The 6,429-nt window shown below is 36.4% G+C and carries 4 protein-coding genes; 1 reads left to right on the forward strand and 3 read right to left on the reverse strand.

Annotated elements, in window-relative coordinates; genetic code table 11:
- The first annotated feature begins 48 nt into the window (after window positions 1–48).
- Window positions 49–945, forward strand: coding sequence for a gliding motility-associated ABC transporter ATP-binding subunit GldA (gene gldA, locus BUC11_RS11615; RefSeq protein WP_073354237.1), 897 nt, complete (start codon window positions 49–51; stop codon window positions 943–945).
- Window positions 946–1,089: 144 nt separating this feature from the next.
- Here gldA and metF read toward each other — a convergent pair whose 3' ends face one another.
- The 3 genes from metF to BUC11_RS11640 form a co-directional block, all read right to left on the reverse strand.
- Entirely contained in the window at window positions 1,090–2,046 is a 957-nt protein-coding gene (metF, locus tag BUC11_RS11620) for a methylenetetrahydrofolate reductase [NAD(P)H] (RefSeq protein WP_073354238.1), read from the reverse strand.
- 80 nt (window positions 2,047–2,126) lie between these two features.
- Window positions 2,127–5,234 carry a vitamin B12 dependent-methionine synthase activation domain-containing protein gene (locus BUC11_RS11635; protein WP_084129632.1) on the reverse strand — a complete coding sequence of 1,036 codons (3,108 nt, stop codon included), beginning with the start codon at window positions 5,232–5,234 and terminating at the stop codon, window positions 2,127–2,129.
- 403 nt (window positions 5,235–5,637) lie between these two features.
- A complete protein-coding gene (locus tag BUC11_RS11640) occupies window positions 5,638–6,300 on the reverse strand; it encodes a hypothetical protein (RefSeq protein WP_175547749.1) in 663 nt (220 codons plus the stop codon).
- Window positions 6,301–6,429: the final 129 nt, after the last annotated feature.

Genomic DNA, 6,429 nt, shown 5'->3' on the forward strand with positions numbered 1-6,429 from the left:
CAACAAATCAATACTTTTTCTGTTTACTTTTGTACCAAATAAAATTCCATGTCAATAGAAGTTAGTAATATATCCAAAAGTTACGGTGCCCAAAAAGCACTGGATAACATTTCATTTTCTGTCAAAAAAGGAGAAATTGTTGGTTTTTTAGGTCCAAATGGTGCTGGAAAATCGACTTTGATGAAAATATTGACCACGTATATCAATGCCGATGAAGGGATAGCAATCGTAAATGGAAACGATGTGAACACCCAACAAAAAGCAGTGCAACTTTCTATTGGTTATCTTCCAGAACACAATCCGTTATATTTGGATTTGTATGTGAGAGAATATTTGGCTTTCAACGCAGACGTATACAAAGTAGCCAAATCGCGCATTGAAGAAGTAATTCAATTGACAGGTTTAACAACCGAAAGCCATAAAAAAATAGGACAATTATCCAAAGGATATCGCCAACGTGTAGGTCTTGCAAACGCTTTATTGCACAATCCTGATGTTTTGATTCTCGATGAACCAACAACTGGTTTAGATCCGAATCAATTAATGGAAATTCGAAATGTGATTAAAAACGCAGGAAAAGACAAAACCGTTTTCCTTTCTACACACATTATGCAGGAAGTAGAGGCAATTTGCGACCGTGTTATCATCATTAATAACGGGAAAATTGTAGCTGATAAAAAACTGGACAACTTAATTTCTGCCGACAAAGAACAGGTTATCGAAGTGGAATTTGATTACAAGATCGAAGAACAAGCTATTGCAAAAATCCCCCATTTAAAATCTTTCAAAAATATACATGATTGCTCTTGGGAACTGACTTTTCTATCCGATAAAGACATGCGCCCAGCTGTTTTCGATTTTGCTCACGATAACGGATTGAAAACATTACAACTGAATCAGAAAAATAAAAATTTGGAGGCTGTTTTTAGAGAAATTACGAAATAAGTGTCAGGTATTCAGTTACGACTATTCAGTATTCAGATAAAAAAGTTCCGTTTTGTCATTCCTCCTTCGTCAGAATGACAAAAACATTCAAAAAGCTTCCAGCCTTTTGAAGGCTGGAAGCTTTGGATACAATATTCTAAATTTCTAAAAAACCTTACTCGCTATTTGTCTAATATTTTCTGATTTTCCCATTGAATAATAGTGTAAAACTGGAACGCCCGCTGCTTTCAACTCTAATGATTGTTGAATCGCCCATTCGATTCCAACTTGTCTGATATCTGCATTGTTTTTACATTGATCCACTGCATGAATTAAATCTTCCGGCAAATCGATTCGGAAAATTTGTGGCAATACTTGTAAGTGTCTTTGTACAGCGATTGGTTTAATTCCTGGAATAATAGGAACGGTAATTCCCATTTCCCTTGCTTTGGCAACAAATTCAAAATATTTTGCATTGTCAAAAAACATTTGGGTTACCACATAATCCGCACCGGCTTCTACCTTCTCTTTCAAACGTTTCAAATCGGAAATTAGCGATGGAGATTCCAAGTGTTTTTCTGGATATCCAGCAACTCCAATACAAAAATTGGCTTTATTATCAACATCCATGACTTCATGCAAGTACTTTCCGCAATTTAGTTGATTAATTTGCTTGACCAAATCAACAGCAAAATCATTCCCTCCTAATTTAGGAACAAAAGATTGTTCGTCTTTCATCGCATCACCTCGCAAAGCCATCACATTATCAATTCCCAAATAGTGACAATCGACCAATAAATACTCGGTTTCTTCTTTGGTAAAACCACCGCAAAGCACATGAGGAACTGTGTCGACATTATATTTATGCTTGATTGAAGCACAAATTCCAAGTGTTCCCGGACGCATTCTGGTTAGTTTTTTTTCCAATAATCCATTACCCTTATCGACATAAATAAATTCCTCGCGAGAGGTGGTTACATCTATAAATGGCGGTTTGAACTCCATCAACGGATCAATATTATCGTATAATTCCTGAATGCTTTTTCCTTTTTGAGGCGGAATAATTTCGAAGGAAAATAATGTTTCTCCTTTTGCTGCTTCTATATGTTGTGTTACTTTCATTCTTTTTTTGTTTAAAGTTTAAGGTTTAAGGTTTAAGGTTTCTTTCGAACAACTTTAAACTTTAAACCTTAAACATTTTTTTAATCCGCAATATTTGGGTTCAGCCATTTCATAGCTACTTCGGTGGACACACTTCTTCGTTTGGCATAATCGATGACTTGATCTTCTTTTATTTTACCTAGTCCGAAATACTTGCTTTCTGGATTTCCAAAATAATAACCAGACACGGATGAAGCGGGCCACATCGCCATACTTTCAGTCAGCGTTACACCAATTTCTTCTTCCACATTTAGTAATTTCCAAATAGTTGGTTTTTCTAAATGATCTGGACAAGCCGGATAACCCGGTGCAGGACGAATACCTTTGTACACTTCTTCAATCATGGCCTCCGTACTTAAATTTTCATCGGCCGCGTAACCCCAAATTTCCTTACGGATTCTTTCGTGAAGGTATTCGGCAAAAGCTTCTGCAAAACGGTCTGCTAATGCTTTGACCATAATCGAGTTGTAATCGTCCAAATCTCTTTCGAATTCGGCCGCCCATTCATCAACCCCAAAACCAGTCGTCACACAAAACGCACCCATATAATCTGTTTTACCGCTGTCTTTCGGAGCAATAAAATCAGACAATGCGATGTTTGGAGCACCTTTAGTTTTTTGTGATTGTTGACGAAGCGTCAAGAAGAGCCCCCTAACCCCCAAAGGGGGAACTTCTACCTTTGTCGATAATTCTTTACTAATAGTATCAATAGTACCATTTAAATTATTCAGAACTTGATTGTTTGTATATCTGACAACTTTAAATCCTTTTGCTTCTAGCCAAATAGTTCTGTCTCTGTCGTGTTCAATTTGTTCAGGATCATTATGAATAGAACCATCTACTTCAATCACTAACTTTTTTTCTAAACACACAAAATCAACAATATATTCCCCTACTATATGTTGTCTTCTAAATTTAAACCCTTCAATCCCCTTATTAGACAAAACATTCCACAGCATTTTTTCAGCTTCTGTCGGCTTGTTTCTCATCTCTTTTGCCCGTACTTTTAACCTGTCATACAAAACAGGACTTGCAGTTTCCCAAGCCTGCTTATCTACCATTTCAGTAGCTCCCCCTTCCGGGGCGGGGGGTGCTTCGTATATTTCAATATCATCATCATTGACCTGATTCGCTGGGAAAATTCCATAAATTCCTTTGGCTGTCAATTTCTTTTCTTTCAAAATAACATCCAGCATTTCTTTGGCATCCGCAAAAACAGAAGTCGCTTGTTCACCTACAACCTCATCCGTTAAAATAGCAGGATATTTTCCGAACAATTCCCATGTTCTAAAAAACGGCGTCCAGTCAATATAGGGAACCAAAACATCCAAATCGATTTCGATTGTTTTTGTTCCAATAAAATTAGGCTTCATCGGGTTGTATTTATCCCAATCCAATTGTAGTTTATTTTTGCGAGCTTGCTCAATAGTCAGGAAATTTTTGTCTCGCGAACGGTTCAAAAACGTTTCTCTGAAAGCATCGTACTCCGCTCGAATATCACTTGCATATATTTTTTTATCTTTATTCAGTAAACTTCCCGCAACGGTTACTGCTCTCGAAGCATCGTTTACGTGGATAACTGTTTCTCTGTACTGAGGTGCAATTTTTACGGCAGTATGGGCTCTTGAAGTTGTTGCTCCCCCAATCATTATTGGGATTTTCAAACCTCGTTTATCTAGTTCTTTCGCCAGATATACCATTTCGTCTAATGACGGTGTAATTAATCCGCTTAACCCAATGATATCCACGTTGTGTTCTATTGCAGCAGCTATAATTTTTTCTGGAGGTACCATTACACCTAAATCTACAATTTCATAATTATTACAAGCTAAAACCACTGAAACAATATTTTTTCCAATGTCGTGTACATCTCCTTTTACAGTTGCCATCAATATTTTGCCATTCCCTCGCTTGTCGCCAGCTTCTTTACTAGCCTCAATGTAAGGCAATAAATACGCTACCGCTTTTTTCATGACCCTTGCTGATTTTACCACTTGCGGTAAAAACATTTTCCCCGAACCAAATAAATCCCCAACGACATTCATTCCCGCCATCAAGTTGATTTCGATTACTTCGATTGGTTTTGTCGCTGCTAATCTTGCTTCTTCAACATCAATTTCTATGAATTCATCAACTCCTTTTACTAACGAATGCGTTAATCGTTCCTGAATAGTTCCCGAGCGCCATTCTTGAACTGCTTTTTCATTGCTCTTTACATCTCCTTTTACATTTTCGGCAAAGTCCAATAATCTTTCGGTTGCATCATCACGTCTGTTTAGAATTACGTCCTCAACACGTTCTAAAAGATCCTTCGGAATTTCGTCATAAATAGAAAGCATTTCTGGATTCACAATTCCCATTGTCATTCCGTTTTGAATCGCATGGTACAAGAAAACCGAGTGCATTGCTTCCCGAACCGTATCATTTCCTCTAAACGAAAACGACACATTACTCACCCCACCGCTAATATGTGCATGTGGAAGATTCTCCCGAACCCATTTGGTTCCTCTAAAGAAATCCAATGCGTTCAAGCGGTGTTCTTCCATTCCTGTTGCTACCGGAAATATATTTAAATCGAAAATAATATCTTGAGCTGGGAATCCCACTTTATCCACTAATATATCATACGAACGTTGGCAAATTTCTATTCTACGCTCATAATTGTCCGCTTGACCTACCTCATCAAAAGCCATCACAATTACTGCAGCACCGTAGCGCTTGATTAATTTGGCGTGATGTATAAATTGCTCTTCCCCTTCTTTTAACGAAATAGAATTCACCACACTCTTACCTTGCACCACTTTCAAGCCCGCTTCAATAATATCCCATTTCGAGCTATCAATCATGATTGGAACCCTAGAAATATCCGGTTCAGCAGCAATTAAATTCAGGAATTTTGTCATGGCATATTCGCCATCAAGCATTCCTTCATCCATATTAATATCAATGATTTGTGCGCCACCTTCCACTTGTTCTTTTGCAATACTGAGTGCTTCTTCGTATTTTTCTTCTTTGATTAATCGAAGGAATTTTCTAGAACCTGTAACATTCGTGCGTTCACCAATATTGACAAAAACGCTTTCCGGCGTAATGATCAAAGGCTCTAATCCCGCCAACACAAGGTTTTTTCTAGTTTCTTTTTCTGCCATTTTATTTTGAGTTACTAAGTTCCTAAGTTGCATAGGTTCTAAGTTATTTTATCCTATAATTTGCTTTTTACAAAGCACTTTTCAGTTTTTTGGGCGTGTTCGCCGCGGCGAACGGGCTATTCGTTTCAAGTCCTCACTACGTTGCGCTATCGCTACACTTCGCTGTGGGCTTTTCACTACTATCCCTCACGCGGTTCTGTGATAACAACAATATTATTTGCTTCTTTTTGTCATTCCGACAAAGGAGGAATCTCACTAGTTGCTAACGTGATGTGATTTCTCGTTCCTCGAAATGACAATCTAAACTACTTTATTTCTCATGAACATTTTCTGTCTTTGTGGGGAATCTCAGCAACCTCCTCGAATAACATAGATTCTTCCTTCTCTCGCTAGCATAAGAAATCTACTTACATTTATCATTATAATAATTTGCAATTTCAAATATATTTTCCTTCGTGAATTCTTTTGTATTAATTTTTTCACTTAATTCCTCACAATCTTTAAAACATTCTGCTGCCATTACTCTAAAGGTTTTGAATGTATTAACTTTTTGATACATTAATCTAGGAATAGATTCATTATTAAAATAACAATAATAATCTGAGTAGCTGTTAGAATTAAAATTTCCTCTCAAATTAACTACACTCACTTGACCTCCTAAACCATGCCCCATGGAGAAACCGCCACCACCTTCAAAAGCATGGACTCCATAAATTTTAATCTTATCCTTTTCAACAATCAATTCTGCTAGAACATACTTTTTTTTATCAGTGCTATTCTTTTCTAACAGGAGCGAAGCTAGAATAAAATCATTTTTATTAATATTCTTCTTTCCGCTATAAACAGTAAATTTTAAGTTATTAATATCCGAAAAACCAATCTTCTCATGATTTTTCTTATTTACATCTTTAAAATCTATGTGATACAAACTTACTCTACCAAAACCACTTACTACATTTCCGTTTTTCAATAACACTTTAACTTCTTCATATTTCGTCCCAAATTGAGAATAACTAAAATTTGTAATTAGAACCAACAGTGTAATTGTAAAATATTTTTTCATCATCTAAATAATTTATTATTGTTTTAAGTATTTATTAGGTGGATTCAATTAATTAATGCGAATTCCTGATTATTGTTTAATAATTGTAAATATACTTCATTTGGAGAATCAAATTGATGCCTTTTCCGAGGT

The organism is Flavobacterium xanthum, from assembly GCF_900142695.1.
GTDB lineage: Bacteria > Bacteroidota > Bacteroidia > Flavobacteriales > Flavobacteriaceae > Flavobacterium > Flavobacterium xanthum.